The organism is Sphingobium sp. DEHP117, from assembly GCF_030867385.1.
GTDB lineage: Bacteria > Pseudomonadota > Alphaproteobacteria > Sphingomonadales > Sphingomonadaceae > Sphingobium.
On the sequence record NZ_JAPFBJ010000001.1, the window covers coordinates 210,024 to 236,169 of the forward strand.

Annotated in this window: 19 protein-coding genes; 12 read left to right on the forward strand and 7 right to left on the reverse strand. The window is 57.4% G+C overall.

Annotated features, from left to right (window positions below; genetic code table 11):
* The first annotated feature begins 26 nt into the window (after positions 1 to 26).
* Complete coding sequence (locus tag OOT33_RS01030; protein WP_307748116.1) at positions 27 to 1,277, forward strand: integrase arm-type DNA-binding domain-containing protein; 1,251 nt, start codon at positions 27 to 29, stop codon at positions 1,275 to 1,277.
* Between the two features lie 29 nt (positions 1,278 to 1,306).
* Here OOT33_RS01030 and OOT33_RS01035 read toward each other — a convergent pair whose 3' ends face one another.
* The 4 genes from OOT33_RS01035 to OOT33_RS01050 form a co-directional block, all read right to left on the reverse strand.
* Complete coding sequence (locus tag OOT33_RS01035) at positions 1,307 to 1,498, reverse strand: helix-turn-helix domain-containing protein (protein WP_307748117.1); 192 nt, start codon at positions 1,496 to 1,498, stop codon at positions 1,307 to 1,309.
* Complete coding sequence (locus tag OOT33_RS01040) at positions 1,495 to 1,911, reverse strand: CopG family transcriptional regulator (protein ID WP_307748118.1); 417 nt, start codon at positions 1,909 to 1,911, stop codon at positions 1,495 to 1,497. The genes OOT33_RS01035 and OOT33_RS01040 overlap by 4 nt, the downstream gene beginning before the upstream one ends.
* 80 nt (positions 1,912 to 1,991) lie before the next feature.
* Positions 1,992 to 3,932, reverse strand: a complete 1,941-nt coding sequence (gene rlxS, locus OOT33_RS01045) for a relaxase/mobilization nuclease RlxS (protein WP_307748119.1) — start codon at positions 3,930 to 3,932, stop codon at positions 1,992 to 1,994.
* Positions 3,933 to 4,959: 1,027 nt separating this feature from the next.
* Positions 4,960 to 5,697, reverse strand: coding sequence for a hypothetical protein (locus OOT33_RS01050; protein ID WP_307748120.1), 738 nt, complete (start codon positions 5,695 to 5,697; stop codon positions 4,960 to 4,962).
* On the opposite strand from OOT33_RS01050, the gene OOT33_RS01055 reads away from it, so the two are divergent.
* The 5 genes from OOT33_RS01055 to OOT33_RS01075 all read left to right on the forward strand — a co-directional run bounded on the left by OOT33_RS01055 (position 5,686) and on the right by OOT33_RS01075 (position 15,842).
* A complete protein-coding gene (locus OOT33_RS01055) occupies positions 5,686 to 8,832 on the forward strand; it encodes a DEAD/DEAH box helicase family protein (RefSeq protein ID WP_307748121.1) in 3,147 nt (1,048 codons plus the stop codon). The genes OOT33_RS01050 and OOT33_RS01055 overlap by 12 nt on opposite strands.
* Positions 8,833 to 9,131: 299 nt before the next feature.
* Positions 9,132 to 11,450: a TonB-dependent receptor domain-containing protein gene (locus OOT33_RS01060; RefSeq protein ID WP_307748122.1), complete on the forward strand. Its 2,319-nt coding sequence runs from the start codon at positions 9,132 to 9,134 to the stop codon at positions 11,448 to 11,450.
* Positions 11,451 to 11,664: 214 nt separating this feature from the next.
* Positions 11,665 to 13,251, forward strand: coding sequence for a carboxylesterase family protein (locus OOT33_RS01065; protein ID WP_307748124.1), 1,587 nt, complete (start codon positions 11,665 to 11,667; stop codon positions 13,249 to 13,251).
* Positions 13,248 to 14,837: an AMP-binding protein gene (locus OOT33_RS01070; protein ID WP_307748125.1), complete on the forward strand. Its 1,590-nt coding sequence runs from the start codon at positions 13,248 to 13,250 to the stop codon at positions 14,835 to 14,837. Before OOT33_RS01065 ends, OOT33_RS01070 begins: the two co-directional genes overlap by 4 nt.
* Positions 14,838 to 14,945: 108 nt before the next feature.
* Positions 14,946 to 15,842 carry an SDR family NAD(P)-dependent oxidoreductase gene (locus OOT33_RS01075; RefSeq protein WP_307748126.1) on the forward strand — a complete coding sequence of 299 codons (897 nt, stop codon included), beginning with the start codon at positions 14,946 to 14,948 and terminating at the stop codon, positions 15,840 to 15,842.
* Positions 15,843 to 15,899: 57 nt separating this feature from the next.
* Here the strand turns inward: OOT33_RS01075 and OOT33_RS01080 are convergent, their stop codons facing one another.
* Entirely contained in the window at positions 15,900 to 16,526 is a 627-nt protein-coding gene (locus tag OOT33_RS01080; RefSeq protein ID WP_307748128.1) for a TetR family transcriptional regulator, read from the reverse strand.
* 338 nt (positions 16,527 to 16,864) lie between these two features.
* Between OOT33_RS01080 and OOT33_RS01085 the strand changes: the two genes are divergently transcribed.
* The 6 genes from OOT33_RS01085 (at position 16,865) to OOT33_RS01110 (ending at position 23,230) form a co-directional block, all read left to right on the forward strand.
* On the forward strand, positions 16,865 to 18,235 hold the full coding sequence (locus OOT33_RS01085; protein ID WP_307748129.1) for an IS1380 family transposase: 1,371 nt from the start codon (positions 16,865 to 16,867) through the stop codon (positions 18,233 to 18,235).
* Between the two features lie 668 nt (positions 18,236 to 18,903).
* On the forward strand, positions 18,904 to 19,389 hold the full coding sequence (locus OOT33_RS01090; RefSeq protein WP_307748130.1) for a response regulator: 486 nt from the start codon (positions 18,904 to 18,906) through the stop codon (positions 19,387 to 19,389).
* A gap of 74 nt (positions 19,390 to 19,463) precedes the next feature.
* A complete protein-coding gene (locus tag OOT33_RS01095; protein WP_307748131.1) occupies positions 19,464 to 20,603 on the forward strand; it encodes an ATP-binding protein in 1,140 nt (379 codons plus the stop codon).
* Entirely contained in the window at positions 20,575 to 22,053 is a 1,479-nt protein-coding gene (locus OOT33_RS01100; protein WP_307748132.1) for a PAS domain S-box protein, read from the forward strand. The genes OOT33_RS01095 and OOT33_RS01100 overlap by 29 nt, the downstream gene beginning before the upstream one ends.
* A gap of 10 nt (positions 22,054 to 22,063) precedes the next feature.
* Positions 22,064 to 22,468 (forward strand): response regulator, encoded by a 405-nt coding sequence (locus OOT33_RS01105; protein WP_307748133.1) that lies wholly within the window; start codon positions 22,064 to 22,066, stop codon positions 22,466 to 22,468.
* Between the two features lie 129 nt (positions 22,469 to 22,597).
* Positions 22,598 to 23,230 (forward strand): tyrosine-type recombinase/integrase, encoded by a 633-nt coding sequence (locus OOT33_RS01110; protein ID WP_307748134.1) that lies wholly within the window; start codon positions 22,598 to 22,600, stop codon positions 23,228 to 23,230.
* Positions 23,231 to 23,625: 395 nt separating this feature from the next.
* On the opposite strand, the gene OOT33_RS01115 is transcribed toward OOT33_RS01110, so the two are convergent.
* Together OOT33_RS01115 and OOT33_RS01120 are read right to left on the reverse strand one after the other, a co-directional pair.
* Positions 23,626 to 24,816 (reverse strand): IS91 family transposase, encoded by a 1,191-nt coding sequence (locus OOT33_RS01115; protein ID WP_373690471.1) that lies wholly within the window; start codon positions 24,814 to 24,816, stop codon positions 23,626 to 23,628.
* 4 nt (positions 24,817 to 24,820) lie between these two features.
* Positions 24,821 to 25,726: a tyrosine-type recombinase/integrase gene (locus OOT33_RS01120; protein WP_307748135.1), complete on the reverse strand. Its 906-nt coding sequence runs from the start codon at positions 25,724 to 25,726 to the stop codon at positions 24,821 to 24,823.
* Positions 25,727 to 26,146: the final 420 nt, after the last annotated feature.

Here is a 26,146-nt window from a genome sequence, read left to right on the forward strand (position 1 = left end):
TCCGAACGAAGTTCGAAGGTCCATCAATGCCCCAAAGCGAGAAACGCCGAACAGGACTCACCGCAAATGCAGTGAAGCACGCGAGGCCGAGAGAGACTGCCTACAAGCTGTCGGATCGCGACGGCTTGTACTTGCTCGTTAAACCGTCCGGTGTCCGCTACTGGAGGATGAACTATCGCTTCAATGGCCAGCAACGAACTCTGTCATTTGGCCGATGGCCGGAGATTTTATTGAGCGATGCGCGAGAGATGCTGCTGGAAGCTCGTCGCCAGCTTGCCAAGGGGCTTGATCCCTTCGAACAGGCAAAGCTCGACAAGATTGCTCAGTCGATAGCGGCCACGAACACGTTCGAAGCGGTAGCCAAGGAGTGGCTCGAAAAGATCGAGAAGGAAGGCTTAGCAGCGATTACGTTAAAGAAAGCCCGTTGGCTCCTGGAGCAGACCTATCCGGCATTGGGCAAGCGTCCCATCTCCGCGATCACCGCCCAAGAATTGCTGCTGGTCCTCAAAAAGGTGGAAGCCTCCAAACGTTATGACACTGCCAACCGCATTCGAAGCACTTGCAGCCAGGTCTTTCGCTACGCCATCGCCACAGCCCGTGCTGAACGAGATATCTGCAGCGATTTGCGCGGCGCGCTCGTCACTGCGCGTACCAATCACCGCGCCGCTATCACGACGCCAACAGAGGCAGGCGGGCTGCTTCGTGCCTTAGAAGATTATGACGGAAACGCGCTGACGCGGATTGCACTACGCCTTCTCCCGCATGTGTTTGTACGTCCGGGAGAACTACGGTGGGCAGAATGGAGAGATTTCGACATCGAAAAGGCGGTCTGGACGATCCCGGACTATAAGATGAAGATGCGTCGTCCTCACGCGGTGCCCTTATCTAAGCAGGCCTTGGCGATCATTGCCGAGATCGAACATGACGCCAGTTATAGCAGCTTTCTTTTTCCGTCTCTCCGCGCACTTGATCGGCCTATGTCCGATAACACGATCAACGCGGCGCTGCGTCGCCTTGGTTTTAGCAAGGATCAGATGACGGGCCATGGCTTCCGCGCCATGGCCGCCACCCTGCTGAACGAAATGGGCACATGGAATCCTGATGCGATTGAGCGCCAGCTGGCGCATGCTGACGGCAATTCCATCCGCCGCGCTTATGCGCGTGGCCAATATTGGGATGAGCGCGTGAGGATGATGCAGCACTGGTCAGATTACCTCGACCAGTTGCGCGCGGGAGCGACCATTTTGCGTCCAAAGTTCGGACACAGTGGATCGTGATCGAATGAACAGAGCGAGCAGGATCAAGTCTAGCTAGGCTTTTCTCCGCTCAGCAACGCCTCGATCGAAGCGACGCGGATGAGTGTCATGCTGCCGATCTTGACGGTCTCAAGCTTGCCCTCGGCGATGAGCAGGTAAAGCTTGGAGCGTCCGATGCCGGTCATACGGCAGGCATCCTTGATCCGTACGGTGATCGGCGACGGCGAGGGATCGAGGCTCATGACTGCTCCTCCTGCTTGGCGAGCGCGGCTGCTTCGCCGCTGTCGGCTCGCATGAGCCGCTGCTCGACCAGCTTCATGAAGCTGAGATAGCGGGTCCGCCCGAGGCGCGCCGTGTCGCTGTCGAACGGCGGTTGATGTGCGACCAGCGTCAGCTGATGCCGGATAAACAGTCCCAGCATCTCGGTCAGCGCATCGACCTTGCGCTCAAGCCGCTCGGTCGTGCGGTTCTGACGGTCGAGCCGAGGGCCGAAGCGCTGGTCGAGTTCCTGCGCGCCCTTGCGGTCGAGCCAGGCACTGAGCGCGTCGGTCAGGATCTGTGTCTTCGATGTGCCAGGGCTGGTGGTCAGCGCGTCCAGCTTTGCCGATAGGTCATCGGGCAGGTAGAATTGGTGACGGGTCTTGAACGTCTTCATGACGCGCAGGATCGGATATCCTGCACCCGGCTGACAGGGGCTTTCTGGTGCATCTCGACGCATATGGAGGGACGACCCGGTCAGCTGATACCCAGTCCTCTGTTCCTGCCCCCGATGGTCCAACTGATCGGACCATCGCGCATGACGCCCATAACGGACTTGCCGACCGCGCGCTCGAGAACCGGCCGCCACGGCACAAGGCTGAACTCGCGGGACTTCTCGATCATCGCATAACGCTGGTCCCCGACCATGACGGCGCGGCGGTAGATGCCCTCGATCGGCTCGCCACGCCTTGGTGTGACGTGCCGCAGTCCCGTCTCCTCGCTAATCTGCTGGCTGGTCCGATTGAGCTCACGCTGCTGGAGGACGAGGAGCAGATTGCGACGCAAGCGAATGTCCGGCCCCTCAAGCTCGGCCAGTCCCTGTTCGACAAGCCATGCCTGCCGCTGGGCAAGACTGTTCCTCACATCCACTCCGAACCCACCGGAGAGCTTTTCGCACTGATCGCTGACCAGTTCTCGGTCCAGCCAGGTCGCCCCGTCATGGTGCGGTAGTGCTTCGAGCGGACGGTGGGACAGAGTCTCGATACATACAGGCACGCGTCGGCTCTTCTCTCGCTCATAGCGCTCGGCATCAGCCAGGTGATCCTGTCCTATGACCCAAACGCCATCGGGCTGGCGTTCGGGCTTGCCGATCGTACGTCGGATGGCCTCGAGGCGGCGGACATAGGCCTGCGCCCGCTCTTCGGTCATGAGCGGGTCTTGCCTGAGGTGGTGGTCGATACTGTAGTGACCTTGCTGTCGGGCAGCGACATGGGCGATGGTGCGATCGACCTCGCGCACTTCGACCGGCGCGGGCGACAGGCGGACGATGCTGCCAGTGGCGAAGGACTGCTGGTCCTCGCCAATGTCGGCATAATGGCTGTGGCTATCGATCCCGTCGACGATGAGATAGCGGCGGTCGCGATGCTCGTCGGACAGGCCGGTGGCGACGACCCGCCCGATGATCGCCTTTTCCTGTGCCGGTTCGAACAGGCTATGGTTCTGGGGAGGGCGAAGGATACCTGCCTCGCGCAGTTCGCGGTTCAGCGTCCTGATAATGTCGCCGCGCTCTCCCATGCGCCGCAATGTCAGTTCCAGCTCGCGGTCGAGCGTCCAGCGCCCGTTTCTTCCTTCCTCGGCAAGGCCGAGCCGAGACAGCGTGCGTAGCCGCCCAATGAGCGAAGCATGCTGGCCCGGATCGGCCTTGGTGACGGCGATGACGCCCTCTTCGTTCGCCCCGCGCATCAACGCCCGGTCGATGCCGGTGAAGCGCTCCTGTTCGATCTCTCTTGCTTGCGCAGCGGCGATCTCCTGGGCCGTGCGCGGGCCAAGGTCGAGCGAGACGATTGCGATGGCTCGCGCGCGAAGTCCCTGGGTCATATAGTCCCGGGCAATGATAAGGTCCTTGCCCACCTCGTCCTTGCCGCGCACGATCACATGGGCATGGGGGTGACCCGTGTTGAAATGATCAACCGCCACCCAGTCGAGCTTCGTGCCCAGGTCCTTCTCGGCCTGATCCATCAGGCGGCGGACCACGGGCTTCAGGTCATCATATTGATCGCCATCCTCCGGCGCGACGATGAAACGGAACTGGTGGCGATCGCCACTTGAGCGTTCGAGGAAAGGCCTGCCGTCAAGCCTGTCGGCATCGCGGCCATAGAGCGATCCACGCTCTCCCTCGCGGGTCGTGCCGTCGCGCTGGAGATAGCGAAGATGGGCACCAACAGCCATGCCCCTGCCAAGCTTCACGATGCGGCTTTTCACCACCACGCGGCGGGTTCCAGCACCGGCCCTTGAAGCACCCCTGCTCAGCACCCGGCCGACGCCACTCCCACGTCCCAGACGCGCGCCGGTAAACCGCCGCGCTGCACCGCCCACGCGCCCACCCATTCGGCGGGCGCGCGCCAAGCTTTTCCCGACGCTGGGTGTGTCGCTGCCGATGCGCCCAAGCCAAAGGTCGAAATCATCCCTGTCGGCCATGTCGTCATCCTTTCCCGCGAGAGTGGGTAAGGATGGGGTACGCCATACCCAGCCTTCAAGGGCCTCCACCGAGATGGACGGAAGTGCAGCATTGTCGAGACTTATGGAGGCATGACCCTCGGCATGCCTCCATCAGAAACCCTGTGCAGACGCCAACCGCAGTCCCTTCAGGAGGCAAGGCTTTAATCTTGCCATACCTTAAACCCCCTCAAATTTCAGCTTACGTGTCTCGCTGCTTTCAGTGCTGATTTTGGAATGCGGACGAATGGATGCGGACTCAAGCCTGCAAAAGTCCTGTGCAAACGCCACCGTTTATCGCCAGAACCTGTGACATTCTGAGCCTGATTCAGCGGCAAATTCCGGTGCAATTTGTGCCTCTTTCGGACCAATGCACGCGCGATTTGCCTTGATTACTTCTGCAAATCCAGCAATCTGCCACCGCTCCCAAGACACGTGGGAGCGGGGCTTAGTAACCCCGATCGAAGAGCTCGGTCGTCCAATTTTGGAGGCCGGGTGGCATGCGCGCATGTCCAGCCGGCTTGCCGGTAAAGGCGCATGCGCCTTACTTCGGTCAGGTTACTAACATCCGGCTTCGGCCGTCGCCCCGAGTGGACATAGGTGCGACGAAAGAGGCCAAAGGCAACGGCGTCGCCAGTATGGGGACGCTTATGCCGGTGCCAAGCAGCTCAGGCTGGAGCCCAATTTCTGAATTGCCAAGCGACCGAAAAGATGGCCGTCGGATGCTTCTGTGGGAAGGAGACCAGGCTGTTATCGGTCGATGGGACAGCTACCGTCATGGATGGCAGGACCCTGAAAATATGCATCTCTTTGAGGAGATAAGTTATTGGGCAGACATCCTGTTTCCAGAGCCGCAGGAACCCAAAGAGTAATTCCGACCTCCATGGTCCGAGAGCTATCCGCGATAGCCTTCCTCGGTAAAGTGAAAGCACCATGTCAAAATGTCGGCTGTTGGGACACTCCGGAAAGGCAGGTTCCGGGATGCAATCTAGAGATACCTGCCGTTCATTCAATGAGGCTGCGCTTGGACCCTAACCGCTTCGAAGCCGCCGTCGCAAAAATCATTGTTGTCGGCCAATGCTCGATAGAGCTTGGCAAGCCAGTAGTTTGGACCTGACACTTCCTCAAAGTCCTCCGCCCCCTCGATCAATTTCTCAGCGACACGCGCTGCATCTTCCCCGGCTCCATACGCGCGAGGAAGCGCCGGATACTGCCCTCCCAAATGTTCGAGGCCCATCCGCCTGTAACGATCGGCAAGGTCAAGTTCGTTGAAGTGCGACCGCAGATGCTGGAAGGTCTGAACCATCATTCCCGCCGGCCGGGTCAGCCGGTAGGACAGAATCAGTGCATCTGCTTCCATGCGTGCGCGCACCGCCAAAAACGCCATGTCCGGGATCACATCGTAACACGGATGCAGGAACATCCGTACGTTCGTCCCCTCGTCCAGGATGCGGTCTCGCTTGCGCGTATTGCAGACCGCACAGCTTGGTACGAGATTTATTGGAAATACCGAAAACTCGGGATGCTTCTCCTTCGGCAGATAATGATCGAGCGTCGAGGACTCACCGATCCCACAGAATGGGCACCGTGCAACGCTAATCCTTTTCAGAAGATCGCCGCGGAGTGCTGTCATCGGCCCAGTCTCTACGGTGAAAGCATGCCGCATCGCCTCCTTCTGCAGGTCGGTTAACTGGGCTTCATCCAGTTCACCAATCTCCGGCACGGCATCAACGACATGCCTGGTCACGACCTTATCAAGACAGAGCTCAACCCGCCCTACGATCAACTGTATCTCCGCCGCAAAGGCTCCAAGCGGCGGATGACCGACTTTCCAGTTCTCACGGCTGGCCTCGCGCGCGACGCAGCAATACCAGAAACGATGTTTCTGCAATGGGATGCGGTAGACCTGCTCACAAAACGCGTCGACACGCCGGACAAGCTGCTGACCACATGGGAAAATCAATTCAGCTTCCGTCTAGAAGGTAAGAAGGGCGAGCCGGGTCTGCGCCTTCCCCAGATTGGCGCACTACACGCGATCGCTGCGCACTTCGCCGTCGGTGATACGTTCGAGGCCGCGATAGTTGTGCTTCCCACTGGGACGGGCAAGACCGAGACCATGCTCGCGGCTCAGGTCTACCTTCGTCCCGCACGCACACTTGTACTCGTGTCCGGCGTACCGCTCCGCGACCAAATCGAAGAGAAGTTCGCAACACTCGGCTATCTGCCAATTGCCGAGATAATACCGAGCGATCTATCCGGGCCACGCGTGGCCACCATTTCAAGCGGCATTAAGAGCCTTGCTGAGTCAGAAGACCTCCTCAAGAACGCGAACATTATTATCGCGCTGCCGAACTCACTAAATGCGTCCGACCCCAACGCGATAGCTGCGCTCGCCAAGGGCTGTTCATATCTCTTCGTCGACGAGGTACACCACATTAAAGCTCCGACCTGGCGCTCGATACGCGACCACTTCAGCAGTGGTAGAGTCATCCAGTTCACTGCGACGCCCTTCCGCAGAGACAATGAGCGTGTCGATGGCCGGATTATTTTCAATTACAAGCTCGGGGATGCGCAGCGCGCCGGTTACTACAAAAAGATCCAGCTCCAGACTGTCGAGGAATACGGAGACCAGGAAGCGCGCGACGAGGCAATTGCACGCACAGCTGTCGAGGCCCTCCGCCGAGACGTCAATGACGGAAAACTAGATCACATCCTCATGGCGCGCACCGATACGCAGGCGCGCGCCGATGCCCTCGCGGAGATGTACGAGCGACTCGCGCCTGAGTTCGTACCAGTCAAGGTGTATTCCGAGCGACCTGATAGTCAGAACCGCGCAGCCCTGGCGGCGCTGCGCAATCGAGAAATCACTGGATCGCGAATTGTAGTCTGCGTGAACATGCTCGGCGAAGGCTTCGACTTTGCGCAGCTGAAACTCGCGGCGCTACACGACACCCACAAATCTCTTGCCATCACGCTTCAATTTATCGGTCGCTTTACGCGCAAAGGGCCCGACGACGTGGGCGACGCGACCGTCGTAACCAATATCGCAGACCCTGACGCCGAAAAGAAGATTGCCGCGCTGTACGCGGAGGGCGCGGATTGGGACATTCTGATCCGCCGCCTCAGCGAAGAGCGTGTCGATGACGAACTGCGGCTGCAGAACGTTGTCGAGCGACTCAAGCAGAACGGAACTCTTGCTGCTGAGCTCTCACTTTGGAACCTACGCCCGGCGATCTCGACGCAATTTTTCAGAACGAAGTGTGAGGACTGGTCCCCGCTGGCCTATTCCAGCGTATTGCCGGCCGGGGCCGAGACTTGGTACGCGCTCGATGACAAGGACAAGCTTCTCGTGGCCGTGGTCGCCCAAACTGAAGAGGTAAAATGGGGCGACTACCAGAACGTCGTGAACACCTTATATGACTTAATCATAGCGCGTTGGGACGACGCCCAAGGCGTCCCGTCAGTGTACGCCAGCGACTATGACCGGATGCGCACCGAACGGATGGCGAAAGCTATCGTGGGTGATAACGTCGAGCTCTTTAGTGGCGACGCCATCTTTAACATCCTGAACGGTGTAGAACTCCCGCTCGTTAAGAACCTCGGATCGCGCCGTGTTGGCGCCATCAGCTTCACAACCTACTTCGGAAGCAACGTTACCGAAGGCCTCGGACAAATAGATAAGTCCGAAGCAGAGCTGAACAACATAGCCTGCGTGGGCTACGAGGACGGAGATCGGGTGCTATGGGGCGGAGCCAAGCGCCGCGGCAAAGTTTGGCAGCAGCGCAAATCCGGTTCGATCGCCGACTGGGTTACCTGGACGAAATCAACTTGGGCAAAGGTCACGTCTGACGACCACGACGTGAAGAATATCATCAAAGGCTTCCTTAAGCCCATTAAGCTGACCGCCCCGCATGCGTCGCACGCTATCTCGGCGGAATGGGGCGAGCAAGCACAGCAGAACCAAAGCGAGCGACAATCCATCTTCTTCGGTCGTATTGAGAAGCTGCTCTACGACGTCGGCATCGACTCCGTCGAGGCCGACGGCATGATTAACATCAGCTTCGAGGCCGAGGATGCACGGGCCGTTTACGAGCTCAAGATTGCGCCAAGCCTGCCGGGCGGATACGCCTACAACCGCAAATCCGGGCCCGACCTGATGTTCAAACGAGTGACCAAGGAGGCCGAACCGCTTGAGTTTTACCTTCAGAGAGATCCGGTCGTCATCCGATACGCTGACGGCACCCATTCATACAATTGCTATCACATCCCAGCTAAGCTTGAAGCGGGCACCTATCCCAAGGATCAGTTGGAGGCGTGGGACTTCAGTGGCGTTCCGCTCAATAAGGAATCCATAGGCAAGGGCGGCGACAAGGCGACCATCCAATACCGAGCGTTTGAGCACGTGCGGGACGAATATGACCTCGTCTTCAACGACGATGGAAAGGCCGAGGCTGGCGACCTCGTATGCCTCCGAGACATCGACGAGAGTACGATCAAGCTTACTCTCGTTCACTGCAAAGGCGCGATAGGCGGAAGCATCTCTGCCGTTATCGAAAACTTCTATTTTCTATGCGGCCAAGCCCAGAAGTGTATCACGAAGAAGCACAAGGGCGTCGAGCGCCTCGCGCGGGATCTGAGGCGCCGTGAGGCGCAATGGACAGCGTCCGGGCACACCCGCTTCCTCAAAGGTGGACAACGCGAACTCTCGTACTTCAAGGAAAAAGCTCGAAAGTCGAGGTTACAGTTCGAGGTTGTGCTCGTCCAGCCCGGAGCCAGCGTAAATTCCGTGACTGTTCCTATCCTTCAGCTATTGGCGACGACCGAACTTTTCCTGAAGAAGACTACAGATGCCGACTTCCGGGTCATCTTGAACAAATGCTGAGCCTGATCACGTTGGCTAATCCGCGAAACAAGAATAGGCGCTGAGCCGCGCGAGTCCGTTCCCCCAACCCGGTTGCTCACTAAAGGAAATCCGGAAGCCTTTTGCTGTCCTTTAGGCCGGTGAAGGAACGGCAGATATTGGCGAGGCTGTAAAGCGCCGCGAAAGACCGTTCTGTCGGCGTCCCAAACCTCAAATATGATTCATTCACACACGAGATAGTGAGTATTGACATCCTAACCGATGTGGGTCATTTATCGCCTTGGACGCTGCTATCGTGAACGGCGCCAAGGGAGGGATAAATGAAAGCATTTTGGCTAGCATCCGTATGTGCCGGTGCCATCATATCGATGAGCGCTGCTGGCGCTGTGGCTCAAACTGGCGATCGCAGCGCAAGCGCCTCGACGGCCTCTAACGAAGCTTTGAACGACTCAGCTCTTGAAGAGATCGTCGTTACAGCGACCAAGCGTGCGGAAAATCTGCAGGATGTTCCCTTGAGCATTACCGCGCTGACAGGGGATGTGCTGGAACGCCAAGGAATACAGAATTATGGCGATTTTGCCCGTCAGGTTCCCGGCGTAGTCCTGAGCGAACCCAACAAGCAATTCAGCAAGTTCACCATTCGCGGTCTCCAGACGAGCACCACGTCTAACAGCATTGGCGAACAGAAACTGGTCGCCGTCTATGTCGACGAAGTCCCGGTCACCAGTTTCTCGATCGTGACGCCCAATCTTCCGCTTTATGATATCGAGCGGGTTGAAGTGTTGCGCGGACCGCAGGGAACTCTCTTTGGATCCGGCTCTTTGGCGGGCGCTGTGCGTGTCATTACCGCGAAGCCGAACCTGTCGCGCATTGCCGCGCGTGCGAGCGTTGATCTCGGCTGGACCGACGGAGGCGATCCACGACGCAGGTTCGATGCAATGCTCAACGTGCCGCTAATTGCCGACAAGCTGGCACTGCGTGCCGTGACATATCATCGCACGGAGGGTGGCTATGTCGATAATGTGGGCACAGGCGTCAAGAATTCCGACGACTCTCGTGATTGGGGCGGTCGCCTGGCTTTGAAGTGGGCAGCCACGGACGATCTATCGGTCACGTTGATGGCGATGCATGACGACGTCAAGGTTGATGATTGGAGCCTGTTCGATCCCGCGCTGGGAAAATTCAAGAGATCTGGCTTCGTTCCAAATGCCGCCAAGGTAAAGTTCACCAGCTTTAACGCGGGTATCGAATATGACCTTGGAATTGCGAACCTGATATCGTCAACGACTTACGCGAAGGTCAAAAATAGGTGGGACGTGGCGCTCGATGGCATTTTGGCGGGCGTGCTGCCGTTCGGATATGCCGAAGGCGTATCCCAAAAGAACTTCGTTCAAGAGGTCCGTTTGGTCTCTCAATCGGACTCCCCCTTTCAATGGGTTGCGGGTGGATTTTATCTGAAGCGCCATAGCGACTTTCTCGGCGGCGCCTTCACCGATCCCGCGTTCCTCCAGAGCCTCAATATCACGGGGCTCCCAAGCAATCAGAGCCCCGGCGCCGACCTGGCGAACGACTATCGCACGATCCGCGAGACAGAGGCCGCCTTATTCGGTGAACTGTCGTACAAGTTCACCGATACTGTGAAGCTGACCGGCGGACTTCGCTATACGAAATCGCGCTATGTCGTCGAAATCGAGAACCGTGGCTTCGACTCGTTTGGCGCGACGCTCGGTGCGGTCTTTGGCGGCGGAAATGTCGCGGTTCCGCTCGGCCCGGTAACGCCCTTCACACTCGACACGGGACGCCGAGGCACGTTAACAAAGAAGGTCAGCTTGACCTGGGAACCGTCCCCCAATCAAACCATCTACGCAACCGCAGCGGAAGGTTTCCGGCGCGACCATCCTAACTCGGCGGCGCTCACCAACGGCGGCAAAAGTATCGTCGATCCCAACGATCCGCTGATCATTCCGCTGGTCGGCAAATCGGACTCGCTGTGGAATTACGAAGTGGGCCTGAAGGCATATTGGCTTGATCGTCATCTTCGGACCAATATCGCGGCCTATTACATTCCGTGGGACAATTTGCAGGTCGGTCTGACGCGATCGTCCGACACGGTCCCGTTCGTCGGCAACATCTCCAAGGCGGTGTCAAAGGGCGTCGAAATCGAGATCGAGGCCTCGCCGGTAGCGGCGCTGGATTTGGGGCTTAATCTGACGTTTCAGAGTGCCAAGATCAAAGCCTTGACGCCTGCAGAAGCGCTCAGCTCCGGCGCCGTCAAGGGCGCCCGCCTGACCGCGCCCGAGTTCAGCGCGGCCGGGTTTGCGCAGTATAACTGGTCGGTCGGTGACGATTGGAACCTCTACACAAGGCTGGATGTGCAGCACATCGGCTCCTATCCCAATGGATTTCCAAACGTGGCGGGCGCGGGCACGCCCGATCCGAATTATGCGAAGATACCCGCGTATGAGAATGTGAGCGCGACGATCGGCGTGGAAGGCAAAAGCTGGGAAGCCAGTCTTTATGTCGAGAACCTGCTGAATGACGATACCTATATCGGGATCAATCCGGCTTCCAATTCCCCCAGCCGTTACGCAACACTGCGGCCACGGACGATTGGATTCCGGGCGGCGTGGAAATATTAACAGCGTATCGGGGTCGGTTGTCTCCTGCGCCCGTACCGGGAAGGCCGGGTCGTGGGCAGAACCGGAGATCGCGTTCGTTTCTGCGTGGAAAGCGTGACTATGTGTATTCCGGACGTTCTCATGAGAGGGGCCGGAATACAGTCCCAACAGGATTATCATCAGCGTGCCCGTCGTGCGACGCGACCGCGCTAGTGGCGGAATAAGGACGATAGGCGTGACGGACTGCACTGCTTTGGTAGAGACGCCGGATGGCCCGCTGCTGGGGACCCGGGACGGAAGTCTTGACGCCTTTCTGGGCATTGCTTACGCACTGCCGCCCGTCGGTGAGCGCAGGTGGCGACCCCCGGTGCCGGTGCCGCCCTGGACCGAAACACGGCGCGCCGATGCATTCGGCCCCGCCTGCTGGCAACCCAAACCGCGAACCGGCAGCATCTATGCCGAGCGTTACGCGCAGATGAGCGAGGATTGCCTCTCGCTTAATATATGGGCGCCCACTCATGCAAAGGACGCGCCGGTTTTGGTGTGGTTTCATGGCGGCGCGCTGGTGACGGGATCCAGCTGCGACAGCATTTGCCATGGCGCGGCGCTCGCCCGTCTCGGCGTGATAGTGGTTTCGATCAATTACCGGCTCGGCATTTTCGGTTATCTCGCGCACCCGTCGCTCAGCGCAGAGTCGGCAGATGACGTGTCGGGCAATTACGGCCTCCTCGACCAGATCGAGGCCTTGCGCTGGGTAAGGCGAAACATCGCGGCATTCGGGGGAAACCCGGATGATGTCACTATTGCGGGAGAATCCGCGGGCGCATTGAGCGTGCTGTTCCTGATGGCCTGCCCCGCCGCGCGTGGCCTCTTCGCCAAGGCCATTGCACAGAGCGCCTATATGATCTCGATGCCTGAGCTGAAAACCCCACGCCACGGCCACGAGGCGGCGGAGGTGGCAGGAACACGCTTTTGCCGGCAAGTGGGCTGCGACACGATCGACGAGTTGCGGGAATGGGATGCTGATCGGCTCAATGCCGCAGCAGCCGAGCAGCTTTTCGAAACATGGGGCACGATCGACGGAGTGATTCTGCCGCGTCAGCTTATCGACACGTTCGAGCGGGGAGAGCAGGCACCTGTCCCGGTTCTTGCCGGCTTCAACAGCGGCGAGATCCGATCGATCCGCTTCCTGGCGCCCGATGTTCCCCAGGACCAGTCGACATATGAGCCAGCGATCCGCGAGCGTTATGGAGACCTCGCCGATGAATATCTGCGCCTTTATCCCCCCCATCCGCTGGAAGAGAGCCTGCTCGCCGCGACGCGGGACGCCATGTATGGCTGGACAGCGGAGAGAATCGTCGCCGGTCAGACAGCTTTGGGCCAGTCCTCCTTCCTCTACCTCTTCGATCACACTTATCCCGAGGCGGACCGGCTCGGCCTTCATGCCTTTCACGCGGGCGAGCTTCCGTTCGTTTTCGGATCTCTGCAGCAACCGCCGATGCACTGGCCCAAGATTGAAGATAGCGCCGCTGAGCGGGCGATGTCAGACGCGATGATGCACTACTGGGTCGCATTCGCTACACATGGCTCCCCCGATGTACCCGACCTCCCGCAATGGCACCCTTATGCGGATCGCCGATCCTATATGGCGTTTCAGGATCGGCCGCGTCCTGACGTCCATCTCTTTCCCGGCGCATTCGAGCTTAACGATGAAGTCATTCGCCGCCGCCGTGCCGGCGGAAATATCCCCTGGAACTGGAACGTCGGCCTCAATGCTCCGCTGAGGCAATTCGCTGGAGGCGTCGAGGCGAACCGCTCATGATGCACGGCACGATGCAAGACTATCCATTGCTGTTGAACAGCTTTCTCGATCACGCCGCCCGCTGGCATTCCGATGCCGAGGTAGTAACCGCGCGAGGCGACGGTAGCACCGACAGGGTAGGTTATGGCGCGCTACGTGACCGCAGTCTCGCCGTCTCGGCGCTGCTGTCTTCCTTAGGGATACGGCGAGGCGATACCGTCGCGACATTGGCCTGGAACAGTCAGGCGCATGTCGAAACATGGTATGCGGTTATGGGCATTGGGGCGGTTTGCCATACGCTCAATCCCCGTTTGACGATCGACCAACTCGCTTCCATGGCGAACCAGTCGACCGCTCGGGTCCTTGTCGTGTCCCACCATCTGCGCAAGTTCGCAACCGAACTCGTCAAACACGTGCCATCTCTTGAGCGATTGCTCATCATCGATGGCGAAATTTCTGACCGCGTCAGCGAAAGCGGGACACCCCTCGCGTACCTTGACGACCTTATCGGCGGCGCGACCGATGGGGTGAGCTGGGGTGGGTTCGACGAAACGGCTCCAGCGGGTCTTTGCTTCACCTCGGGAACAACGGGTGCTCCAAAAGGCGTCACTTATACCCACCGCTCAAGCTTCCTGCACACGCTTCGCATATTGCAGGCAGACGTCATGGCATTTACGAAATCGGATGCCGTCCTTGCCGTCGTGCCCATGTTTCACGCGAACGCCTGGGGGTTGCCTTTTGCGGTGCCAGCCGTCGGCGGCAAGCTGGTACTGCCGAGCCGACATACCGATGGCGCCAGTCTCGCCCGTCTGATCGAGAAAGAAGCCGTCACCGTCGGCGTAGGGGTGCCGACGGTGTGGATGGGTTTACTTGAGCATGTGGAAGCGACGGGGGCAATGCTGCCATCGCTGCGCAGAATAATTGTGGGCGGGGCGCCTATGCCGCCGGCGCTGATGGCGCGTCTGGAGGAACGATTGGGCGTGGTCGTCCAGACGAGCTGGGGCATGACGGAATTATCGCCTTCGGGTACCGTTGCGTCGTTTAGCGCTCCGGATCGCGCTGCGCATATGGCCGGTACTCCGGCGATTGGCGTCGACCTCCTGCTTACCGATGCCGACGGCTGCGAATTGCCAGGGCAGCGCAATGTCGAAGGGCATTTGTGGGTACGGGGCGCCGCCGTCATAGAGCGTTATTTCGGCCAAAATTTTGCTGCGACGAATGCGCAGGGTTGGTTTCCCACCGGCGATCTCGCTCGCATTGATGGCCAAGGCGGCCTAATCATCACTGGCCGGTCCAAAGAGCTTATCAAATCGGGCGGCGAATGGATCAATCCGGCTGAGATCGAATCGTTAGTTGGTGCGATGCCTGAAGTTTCCCAGGCAGCCGTGATTGGGCGGCCGGACACGAAGTGGGGGGAACGTCCTATCCTGCTGGTCGAGTTGCGATCCGACGCGCGCATCAGTGACGAAGAAATCTATGATCGACTGAGGGACCGTTTGGCCTCCTGGTGGGTCCCGGACGAGATTGTGAGACTTGGCGCAATGCCATTGGCGCCAACTGGCAAAATCGACAAACTCCATTTGCGTGAGCGTTACGGCCTTGCCTGATGTTCGCCCCATCCGCCTTAGGGTTCGTCATGGTTCACGATACCCATCGTGCTCAACAAATCCGCACAATTGACATTTTCACTCACAAGATAATTGATGGACGCTGTAATGAAGTCGAACGAAAATCAGAGGAAACTCAAGGGTCGCGTCGCAATCGTGATTGGTTCAGGGGGTGGCTTGGGGCGCGATCATGCTCTGTATTTGGCAAGCCAAGGTGCCAAGGTGGTCGTGAACGACTTGTCGGCTGATCACGCCGAGGCAGTGGTTTCTGAAATTCGTGATGCGGGAGGAGAGGCAGTCACCTTCGCTGCCTCGGTGACGGATGAGTTAGCCATGAAAGCAATGGCGCGACAGGTGTTGGATCAATGGAACCGTATCGACATTCTGGTCAATAATGCAGGCATCCTCCGCGATAAAAGTTTCGCCAAAATGACAATGGATGACTTTAGACAGGTGATCGATGTTCATCTTATTGGTGCGGCGGTCTGCTGCAAAGCGGTGTGGGAAACGATGCGTGCACAGCATTATGGCCGCATCGTCATGACCACCTCCTCTTCAGGACTATGGGGCAATTTTGGTCAGGCGAATTATGCGGCCGCCAAGATGGGGGTGGTAGGTCTGATGCAGACGCTCGCGATTGAAGGCGAAAAATACGGGATACGTGTCAACAGCCTCGCGCCCACAGCTGCAACCCAGATGACCCACGGCGTGCTAACTGAGGAAAGTCTCGTATTGCTGAAGCCTTCCCTGGTTAGTCCAGGTTTGCTCGCGCTCGTCTGTGAGGACGCTCCTACTCGGGCGGTTCTCTGCGCAGGTGCTGGCCATTTCGCTACAGCGTCGGTCAGCTTGTCGAGAGGTCTCTATATCGGTTCTGATGCTGATGCGGGGGAGCAGGTCGCCGAGAACTGGTATGCACTCAGCGAGCGTGCCGGTGATATGGTGCCTTCCTATGGTTTCTTTCAAGCCGAGCGAGAGGTCGCCAGCGCAGGCAATTCCGGGCGATAGTGCTTGACGCCGAGTATAGGGACGGCAGAGAGTTTCAAAAATCGACTTCTTTTCTTCTTATCGGTGGGAAACGTCTTCACATATCTTCCGAAACCCCGCAGCCATAAACGAGGCCATTCGCTTCTTCACCGCCTCGAAATCGTCCGAATGACAAACCCCGTCTGAGAGCTTGTCGATGCGTCCGGTCCGTGCCAGCGTCAGCATCAACGCACCCGTAACAAAATGATATCCCCAGAAAATATCGGCATCTTCACAGCCGGGCAGTGCCTTCCGGATGATTTCTAGCAATCGCAGAACGACAGGATCGAAATGCTCATCCATGAGGTCTGCACCCCACTCGGGGGTGTTCGCGACTTGCGCCGTCAACTGGGCATAATTTTTCCAGCCCTCTCCACCCGCGATGTAAAGATCGAGATCCGTATCCAGAAATGTGTGTAACGCACCTTCTATGGTTGGCTTGCCACCAGCACTGGCTTCATAATCATCCAACGCCTTCATCCGGCGCTCGCTTGTAATCGCCGCTCGCCGCGCGAAGACCTGTCGGAAAAGTGTCTGCTTGTCTTGGAAGTAATAGTTCAGAAGTGTGTGATGGACACCTACACGTTGCGCAACGTCCTTAAGAGTTACGCCATGCAAGCCATGCTTTGCAAAGAGTTCCTCTGCCACATCGAAAATCTGCTCCATTGTTTCGGCGCGCTGTTCCGCCTTCTTCGAGAGCCGAGGTTTTCCTCGTGATACATTCACACGTTTTCCCTTTCGAACCTACGTACGTTCATTCTCTGGTGAGCTTATATCGGATGTGGGAAGTATCCAATCCGGATTGAAGGATTCTAAGTAATCCTAGCCAATGTATCTCACAAAGCGGATGGTAAACCATAACCTGCGCGTTTCAGCGAACGACCGCCGACCTTTAACCCGGCTTATTCATCGGGCTTGGTCAGAAGGGTTGGCGGGAGTGGTGTAAGCGATTGCTTTCATGTAGGAAAATGGGTGTCTAGACCAGTCCTGCAGCGAGGCAATTTATGCCACGGGCCACACCCGCCGGGAGCGATGATAGCGCGCCGGGATTTTCGTTTCCAGCGATCGGGCGCAAGAAGATCACAGCCGCGTTCGACGGAGGTCGGCTCACCTCGGATGGCGGTGTTCTGCTGCTGGCACAGGCCGAGCGCGCGATGGGGCTTTGCCGGCGGCTTGCGGCTTGCATTGCCGATCCGCGGGACCCTGTGCGGGTGATCCATCGCCTTGATGACATCCTGCGTGCCCGGGTGTTCGCGATCGCCTGCGGCTATGAAGACGCCGATGATCTCGACGCTCTGCGCGACGATCCGGGCTTCCGCCTGGCGCTGGGCAAGCTGCCGGGATCGGGCGCGGGGCTGGCCAGCCAACCGACGATGAGCCGGTGGGAAAATGCGCCGACCACACGCGAGCTGGCCAGGATGATGGCCGCGATGATCGACATCTACTGCACCAGCTACCCCGCCGCGCCGGCGGCGGTGACGCTGGATATCGATGACACCTGTGACGTTGTTCATGGCTATCAGCAGCTCTCCTTCTGGAACGGGCATCATGGCGAGCGCTGCTTCCTGCCGATCCATGTCTACGACACTGCCACCGGCCGACCGGTGGCGATGCTGCTGCGCACCGGCAAGACACCGTCGGGCGCCGAAGCTGCCGGCCACATCCGGCGCCTGGTGCGCCATCTGCGCCGGCACTGGCCCGAAACGCACATCACCATCCGCGGCGACGGGCACTATGGCCGGCCCGAGGTCATGGCCTTCTGCGAGGCGGCCGGCGTCGACTACGTGTTCGGCCTGCCGACCAACGCCGCGCTGCGTGCTGATCCCGAAATCGTCGCTGCCGCCGATGCCTGCGCGGTTAAGCGGGCTCAGCGCCAATATCCGGTCCTGCGCAACTATGCCGAGACCCGCTACGGCGCGAAGAGCTGGAAGTGCCAGCGCCGCGTCGTCGCCCGGATCGAGGCCAGCACGCTGGGCATGGACATCCGCTATGTCGTCACCTCGCTGGCCGAAGGTTCGGCTGAGCATATCTACGACACCCTCTACTGCGCGCGCGGCAACGCCGAGAACCTGATCAAGCGCCACAAGACCCAGCTTGCCAGCGATCGTACCTCGTGCCGCTCAGCCAATGCTAACCAGATGCGCCTCATCCTGCACACCGCCGCCTACTGGCTCGTGTGGCGCATCCAGCAGGAAATCCCGAAGGCTGCCGCGCTCGCCACCGCCGAGTTCGCAACGCTGCGCCTGCGGTTGCTCAAGGTCGCCGCCCGCATCATCGAAACCGCTACGCGCATCCGCGTCGCCTTCGCGTCAGCCTGTCCCGATGCCAGCCTGTTCAGAACCATTGCCACCGGCCTCCGGCCGGCACCCACATAACCAGCGCGGCAGTGCCGCCCAAAGCCCGAGCCCTCGTCCTTCAACCTCGAAAAGCCCATCGATCCTGACGCGGTGAAAAAACCGCCGGAGGAGCTTGCTCTGATCACCCGGCGACCGACAAACCATGCTCGCACGAACCCGGAGCGGAGGCCTCATGAATAGTGCGGGTTAACGTCCTCCACGGAGCGTAGGCATTAACTTTATAAGCAGGAGCGGCGGTCGCCATAAATTTGCCCTGAGTGTCCGGCTTTTCCGCCTTTTTCGCTCTGAAGTACACGGCTCGTGCGGTCCGATGCTAGTCGATCATAATCGTCGAGCTGGCTGTGAATGAATGGCAAGTTTCGATGCCATGTTCCGTGCCTCTGGACGTCCGCAATTGAGCGAGAGCTGCTTTTGTCTGCTCCTGGCCCAGCCGTTGATGCGCCGCTCGATCATTTTAGTCGACCGATGGAAATCAGGCAGCCGAAGTGTATTCCGGAAGTCCTGAAGATTTCCTCTGCACAGTTCTGGCTGACGGCTTCTGCTGAATGACGTTAAGCGTCGGAAAATTTTTCGTTCCGATCCGTAGTTATCGGAAAATTTCCTACGATAAATAACGGACATTTGTCTCACGCCTACACAGCGCAGAAAATTGTCCCAGAGACCCATCTTTGTTCGGGAGACGTCCAATGCTTCTTGAAAATTCCCACTCCTGGGGCTCCGGTGAGCCTGTTCATCTGCATGAGGCAATCGGCCTTTTAAAGAAAACGGCTGACGCTGATGCGACGACAGCATCCTTGGAGATTTTGCTGGTCGAAGATGATGACGCGGACGCATATCTCATCGAGACGGCTCTCTCAAAAATTCCGGAAGTCAAAGCGGTGGTGCGGGCACGCGACGGCGTCGAGGCACTGACCATTGTAGATGGACGAAAACACCAGATCCACATGGCGATCGTCGACCTGCGCATGCCCCGCAAGGATGGTTTCGAGCTTCTTGCCGAACTCGACGCGCGCATATTGGCAGACTTTCCTTCGGTAGTTCTCAGTTCTTCGCGCGCGCAATTAGATGTTTATCGCGCCGGGAAAAAGGGTGCGTGGAAATATTTAACCAAGCAGAGCAGCGTAGCGAGGATGACGAGATCATTGAAGCGTGTCATCCGCGCGGTAAGCTAGGTGCATTGAGGGGGTGACCAAAATTATTTTCGCAATATGGAATTTTGCAAATCTTGTCATTGCCCGAGGATTGCATGAAAAATCTGAGCATACTCTTGATCGATGATGATCTTCTATTCCTTGATATTGTTGAGGACATTGCTCGGACAGCCTTTCCATCAGCTCAAATCGTAACGCTTAACGGAAGTAGGGATGTAGCACAGATATGCTCTGCCGTATCTTTTGATTGCGTCATTCTCGATTATCAGATGCCTGAGACTGATGGACTGACGACGGCAATTAGCTTGCGACAAAAATGGCCGTATTTGCCCATTATCCTGATGACATCAGCCGGTGATGAAGAAATTGCAGCACAGGCAGTCCGGGAAAATCTTTCAGATTACATACCAAAGAGACGGCTCAATATCGATTCCATGCGGCGGATGGTTGATCGCGCAGTACGCATGTCTCAGGCACGCCAGGTCATTGCTCGGCAGCAGCAGGAACTCGAGATGTTCGCTCACACGCTTGCACATGATTTCCAGCAACCTTTACGGCAAATTGGTACGTTCGTGAAAATGATATCGGATGAACTGGGTAAAAATAACTCACCTACATTGGCGCGCCATCTGCAATTTCTGCAATCGGCGAGTCAACGTATGTCCGATCTCGTAAATGTCATGTCGGAATACACTTTAATAGATAAACCAATCGAATGTAGTGCAACACATTTATCGCGAGTCGTCAAAAGATCGATCTCTTTCGTTACTCAATATATTCATGAAAGTGGGGCGTGTGTCCGGATAAAAAACGATTGCGTGTTTCTAGCGAATGAAACGCTGATGTGCAGCATCCTGCAGAACCTCATTATAAACGGCATTAAATATAATAACAGCAAAAAGCCAACCATTGTAATTGATGGATCACAGCACGATGGCGAATGCTTAATATCGGTTCGAGATAATGGCATTGGTATAGAGGCCGAGTATATCGAAGCGATTTTTTCGCCCCTATTCAGGATTCACGCTCACAACGAATATCCCGGCACGGGCTTGGGCCTGACGCTTGTTCGCAAGGCGTTGGAAAAGCAACATGGACGAATAACCTGTCGATCCAATCCGTCGGTTGGATCTGAATTTATCATATCTCTTCCATGTGTGTCACCGATGGTCGAGGAACAAGTAGAACCTGCGATGAGCGACTTCAATGACGCGGACGTCGTTTATGTTGTCTAAATCCATGCCCCGGCAAAGAAACGAGAGTGATCCGAACTCAACAAGAGGCAAGCTCTCACTCAAAGAGCGCTACCAGCAGCGGAAAATTGATTTGCTGAACTCTCTGAAATCGTTGAGTGGTGAAGGTTTCCCTAGCTTACAGCGGTCCATCGAACTGCAATGTGATCTTCACAAACTGGCGGGGTCCGCATCACATTTTGGAGATCAGAAAATTGGCGATCTGTCAGGCTCGTTAGACGAATATTTGCAAAATAGCGGGTCCGAATCCGATCCATCATATTTTCGTCGGCTGGTCGCCGAACTGTGCGACGAAATTGAAAAGTCCTTCAACGATCAGATGTCTCATATTTCCTCCAGCCAGGATGTGGTTTGGAACAGAGACAGCTACGCAAAGGAAGAATTGCGTGCTGTCATAGACACTATGCTCGATGGACTAATTGTCATTAATGATCGCGGCATAATAAGAGATTTCACGCCCGTTTCCGAAAAGCTCTTCGGATATTCTACAGACGAGGTGATCGGTCAAAACATTTCGATGTTGATGCCGGAACCAGATCGTTCGAACCATGATAGCTATCTCGACAATTACGCCAAGGGCGGATTGGCTAAAATAGTCGGTATTGGACGCGAAGTTATCGGCCAGCGGAAAGATGGCAGCACATTTCCAATGGAACTTGGCGTTTCGAGATTCGAGATTGGAGGCAAGAAAAAATATGTCGGGATTTGTCGCGACATAACCCAGCGTAAGCGCGATGAAAAAATCAAAGATGAGTTTATTTCAACCGTCAGCCATGAATTACGTTCTCCGCTAACATCGCTTCAGGCTTCACTAGGCCTGCTTTTGGCGAGACACGCCCATGATTTGGATGAGCAGGGAACCCGGCTTCTTTCGCTTGCCCATAATGGCGCGATCCGTCTGTCAGAATTGGTGAACGATATTCTGGATCTGGAAAAAATTGCGGCAGGAAAACTCGAAATTGTCTTGCAAAGCATTGAGATCGGTCCGCTGGTGCAGGACATTGTTGATCGTCATGCCGGTCTGGCGTTGAGCCATGACGTTCAATTTGAAACGCAAGTGAATGTAAGCGGCGTGAAAGTTCGGCTTGATCCCAACAGATTTAACCAAGCGCTCGTAAATCTGCTTTCAAACGCCGCCAAATTTTCTGACGCCGGCGATACAGTTCTGATCAGCGCCGAATTGGATGACCCGACCAACGTTCGCATTGCGGTCAAAGATAACGGACCGGGCATTCCGCTGGCTTTTCAATCGAAGATTTTTCAGAGATTTGCGCAGGCCGATTCATCGACGACGAGGCAACAGGGTGGAAGTGGCCTTGGGCTGAACATCACTAAATCCTTGATAGAGGAGTTTGGTGGAACCGTAAATTTCGAAAGTACGGAAGGTAAGGGCACATCTTTTTATTTTGTACTTCCAGTTGCATTAGATTGAGATGCTAGGAATGATGCGGCCACTGAAAAAGATACTTTATCTCGAAGACGATGATGTTATCGCGGAATTGGTGATGATATCTCTTATCGAAATATCCGGTTATGACGTGAAGCATTTTAACAATGGCACTGCTGCGATAAAATCGGCCACCCGGTTCAAACCTCAATTATGCCTATTTGACGTCATGCTTCCAAAGATGGACGGGCCGAGCACCCTAAATAATATCCGACTCATACCAGGTTTTTCGAATGTCCCGGTGATATTTATGACGGCAAAAGCACAAGTTCACCAACAGAAAACCTATATGGACATGGGAGCGCTCGGCGTAATCCTCAAGCCGTTCGATCCGATCAGTCTCGGTGAACAAATACACGCTCTCTGGCAAGACCGCGGCAGGGGAGAGGCACGAGTTTAAGCTGCGCTGGGCCTATGGAAATTCCCCCCGCTCAGGGCACAGGAACCACTTATCCAGTTGTAAGCGGGCATTATTGCTGCCGAAGCATATCCGATTTCCCTTGACCATTCTGGCTGTAGGAGAAGTGTTATGGGACATTCAGACCTTGACCCCGCCATACATGATCGGCGTCCCTGGAATGCCGGTAAAAACGTTGGGGCGAAACGACCTTTGAAGCCACGCGATATATGGGCGATCCGCTTTTATTTGGATGAACACAAGCGCATCCGTGACCGTGCGCTGTTTGACCTCGCAATCGACAGCAAACTGCGCGGCTGCGATCTGGTCAAAATAAAGATTGGCGATCTGATGAGCGCAGGTTCTTTTCGTGATCGAGCAACTGTCATCCAGCAGAAGACCGACCGGCCCGTGCAGTTCGAGATCATGTCAGAAGCACGCAAGAGCCTGACGGCTTGGCTCGACCGGCGCGGCGGAACATTCCGTGACTTCGTTTTTCCGAGCAGGATCGATTATCTGGGTCACTTAAGCACGCGGCAATATGCGCGCCTCGTGGACGAATGGGTCTCGACGATCGGTCTCGACAAGCGAGAGTATGGGACGCACTCAATGCGCAGAACCAAGGCCGCGCTCATTTACAAGGCGACCGGCAATCTTCGCGCGGTGCAGATTCTGCTCGGTCATACCAACATCGAAAATACCGTCAGATATCTCGGCGTAGATGTCGACGACGCCCTGACGCTATCCGAGCGCACCGAAATTTGATTATTCACCGGCTTCCCGAAATCTTTGGGGAGCCGGTTCATCCACCTGAACGAATAGCGGCTATCGGCGGGCCACTCTAGCTCCACGAACGACCGCTATGTCGAAGGATTTCGGGCGCTTGCGTACGAAATTCTAACATGGAGGAACCCGCGGGCCCCATGCACTGGTCTATGGGTAAAAGGGCTTTGGGATAGATCTGCCTGGCAGGCGATGCCAAGCTGGGAGGGCTGTCAGGGATCCGATTATCGCCATGTCGAGCACCGTCAGATTGCGATTGGTGTGTGTTTCGTTGGACCTTTTGCTCGGTGTCAGGATCGAGTTTGGGATTGGTGTGCACTGCCTCACCGACCAAGTCGCAGTGACAGTGATCGTTTTGCTGGGCAAGCCATGCCGGATCATGACGCAAGCTCCCGGATCAGCAGCGCCGACGGTGGTGGCGCACGGGGCTGCCGCCAGCGTTCGAACGTCTCGATGATGATCATGTGACCGCCGCAGCATGGGCATGGCGCGCGATGGTCCTCTGGCTCCTCGGGCAGATCGTCCGGCGGCACCGCAACATCGAGCAGCTGGCGGGCGAGCGCGAGGCTGGCTTTGCGTGACGAGGCAGCGAGCAGGCCGTAGTGGCGGATGCGATGGAAGCCCCGCGGCAGGACGTGAAGGAGGAACTGCCGGATAAACTCATCGGCGCTGATGGTCATGACCTGCTGGCGGTCGGGGTCAGCACGACGATAATCCTTATAGCGCATCGTCACGCCGCGCTCGTCGAACGCGATCAGCCGCCGGTTCGAGATGGCAACACGGTGGGTGTAACGCGACAGATAGGCAAGCACGGCCTGCGGCCCAGCGAAAGGCGGCTTGGCATAAACCACCCAGCGCTTCTTTCTCAACGGGGCCAGGTGGCGCAGGAACGCACTACGCTCAGCAAGGTGCGCAGCGTTGCTCCGGAAGAAGAGTCGTCCTGCATCATGAAGTGCCAGTAATCGCATGAGGAACAGACGGCGGAACAGCTTGCCCAGAACCCGCACTGGCAAGAGGAACGCAGGCCGTGACGATATCCAGCTTGATCGATTGGGCGCGATGCCGCCGCCCGGCACGATCATGTGCACATGCGGATGGTGGGTCATCGCCGAGCCCCATGTGTGGAGCACAGCGGTGATGCCGATGCGCGCACCGAGGTGCTTGCGATCGCCAGCGATGGTGAGCATTGTCTCCGATGCCGCCTTGAACAGCAGGTCATAGACCACCGCCTTGTTCTGGTACGCGATATCCGCGACCTCGGCGGGCAATGTGAAGACGACATGGAAGTAACCGACGGGAAGCAGATCGGCTTCGCGCTCGGCCAGCCATGTGCGTGCAGCCGCGCCCTGACACTTGGGACAATGCCGGTTGCGGCAGCTGTTATAGGCGATCCGCCAATGTCCGCAGTCCTCGCAGGCCTCGACATGACCGCCAAGCGCAGCAGTGCGACAGTTCTCGATCGCCGTCATCACCTTGAGCTGGTTGAGGCTCAGATGCCCGGCATGGGCGGTCCGATATGCTGGACCAGCGCTGCGGAAGATGTCGGCGACCTCGAGCGAGGGGCGCACCGGCTCAGCCGGGAGGCGGCTTGCCTTCCATCAGCGCGATGATCCGGTCGAGCGGGCTGGCGACCGCCTGGATCGTGCGGGTGGAGACCTTGGTGTAGATCGCGGTGGTGTCGATCTTGCTATGGCCCAGCAGCACCTGGATAACGCGTATATCCACATCCTGCTCGAGAAGATGGGTGGCAAAGCTGTGCCGCAGCGTGTGAGGGCTGATGCGCCGCTTGATCCCGGCGACCTCGGCGGCTTCCTTCACGGCGCGATGCAGCTGCCGCGACGAGATCGGGTCGGTGTAGCTGCTGCCCGGAAACAGCCAGCCATGCGGGAACATCACGCCACGCCGCTTGCCCTCGCGCCACCACAGCCGCAACAGTTCCAGCAACTGCGGGGAAAGCATGGCATTGCGATCCTTGCCGCCCTTGCCCTGTTCGACGCGGATCAGCATGCGCTTGCTGTCAATGTCATCGACCTTGAGATACGCGACCTCGGACACGCGCAGGCCGGCACCATAGGCCACGCCCAGCGCCGCCTTGTACTTGATGCCCGGTGCGGCCTCGAGCAGGCGGGCCGCCTCCTCGACGCTCAAGACCTCGCGCACATTGTCCGGGCGGCGGGTCGCGACCAGACCGCGCGCCAGATCACGCCGTCGCAGCGTGACCGTATAGAAGAAGCGCAGCGCCGAGACTGCACCGTTGATCGTGCCCGCGCTGGCGCCGCTCTCGTGCTGCTGGATCTGGAAGTTGCGTAGATCCTCGGACGTGGCGGTATCTGGCGGGCGCCCCAGCCAGGCAGAAAAGCGCCGCATATGCCGAATATACTGGTCCTGGGTTCGAGGCAGAAGACCCCGCATCATCATGTCATGCTGCATACGCTGGCGCAGTGAAGTGACAGGGGCGGTGGTGGAAATGTTAGCCATGGCAAGTTCCTCTCAGTTGAAGGAACTCGCACGCTCAGGCGCCGGACTCGCCCCGCGCAAAGCCTCACATTATCGCGCTACCTCTCCCCACGCGACTCTCCCGCGAAAGCGGGTTCGTCCATGTCGGCGTTTCGTCATCAACGCTGGCCAGCCAAGCTAACTATATCGTCTTCTAAACTGATGGATATACTGCCCCGCGAATCGGAGCCGAAGCGACATCGATTCCTGCTTTGGGAATTGAACCCATTTTGAATTTTGTTCTGATGGACCGATTGATGGAATGGCCTAAACTTTAGGCAAAATTTCAGAGCAATATCAAATCACTAAGTAACCAATTCGATTCCGGCTCGGTCCATTTAATCGACCCCACAGTTCGGTCGGTTCCGCCTGCATCAAGGTACATGGATGAATGGGCGCAGG